The organism is Pseudomonas sp. 05N434, assembly GCF_056396965.1.
Genome location: NZ_JBFTMK010001212.1, coordinates 1 through 354 on the forward strand (window position 1 = coordinate 1; position 354 = coordinate 354).

Sequence of the window (354 nt, forward strand, 5' to 3'; positions counted from 1 at the left end):
GATGTTCACCTCGATCCGCAAACTGCTGGCCTTCCCCGCCAGTGTGCGTCTCTTCGTTTGCCACGATTACCCGCCCGACAGTCGCGCTCCACAGTGCCAGACCACGGTTGGCGAGCAGCGTAAAAGCAACATTCATATCCACGATGGTATTGATGAGGCCGCCTTCGTCGCCATGCGTACCCAGCGTGACGCCGGTTTGTGCATGCCGACGCTGTTGCTGCCGGCGATTCAGGTGAATGTGCGGGCGGGGAATTTGCCGCCCGCGGAAGACAATGGCGTCACTTACCTGAAGATCCCCCTGAACCAACTCTAGCCCCGAACGCTGCCTCGCGGTGCTCGACAGCTGCTACAGCC

Annotated in this window: 1 pseudogene; it reads left to right on the top strand. The window is 60.7% G+C overall.

The window, feature by feature from the left end:
• Positions 1 to 313: pseudogene (locus AC1DLB_RS32480) on the top strand (MBL fold metallo-hydrolase); the annotation flags it as partial.
• Between the last annotated feature and the right edge of the window lie 41 nt (positions 314 to 354).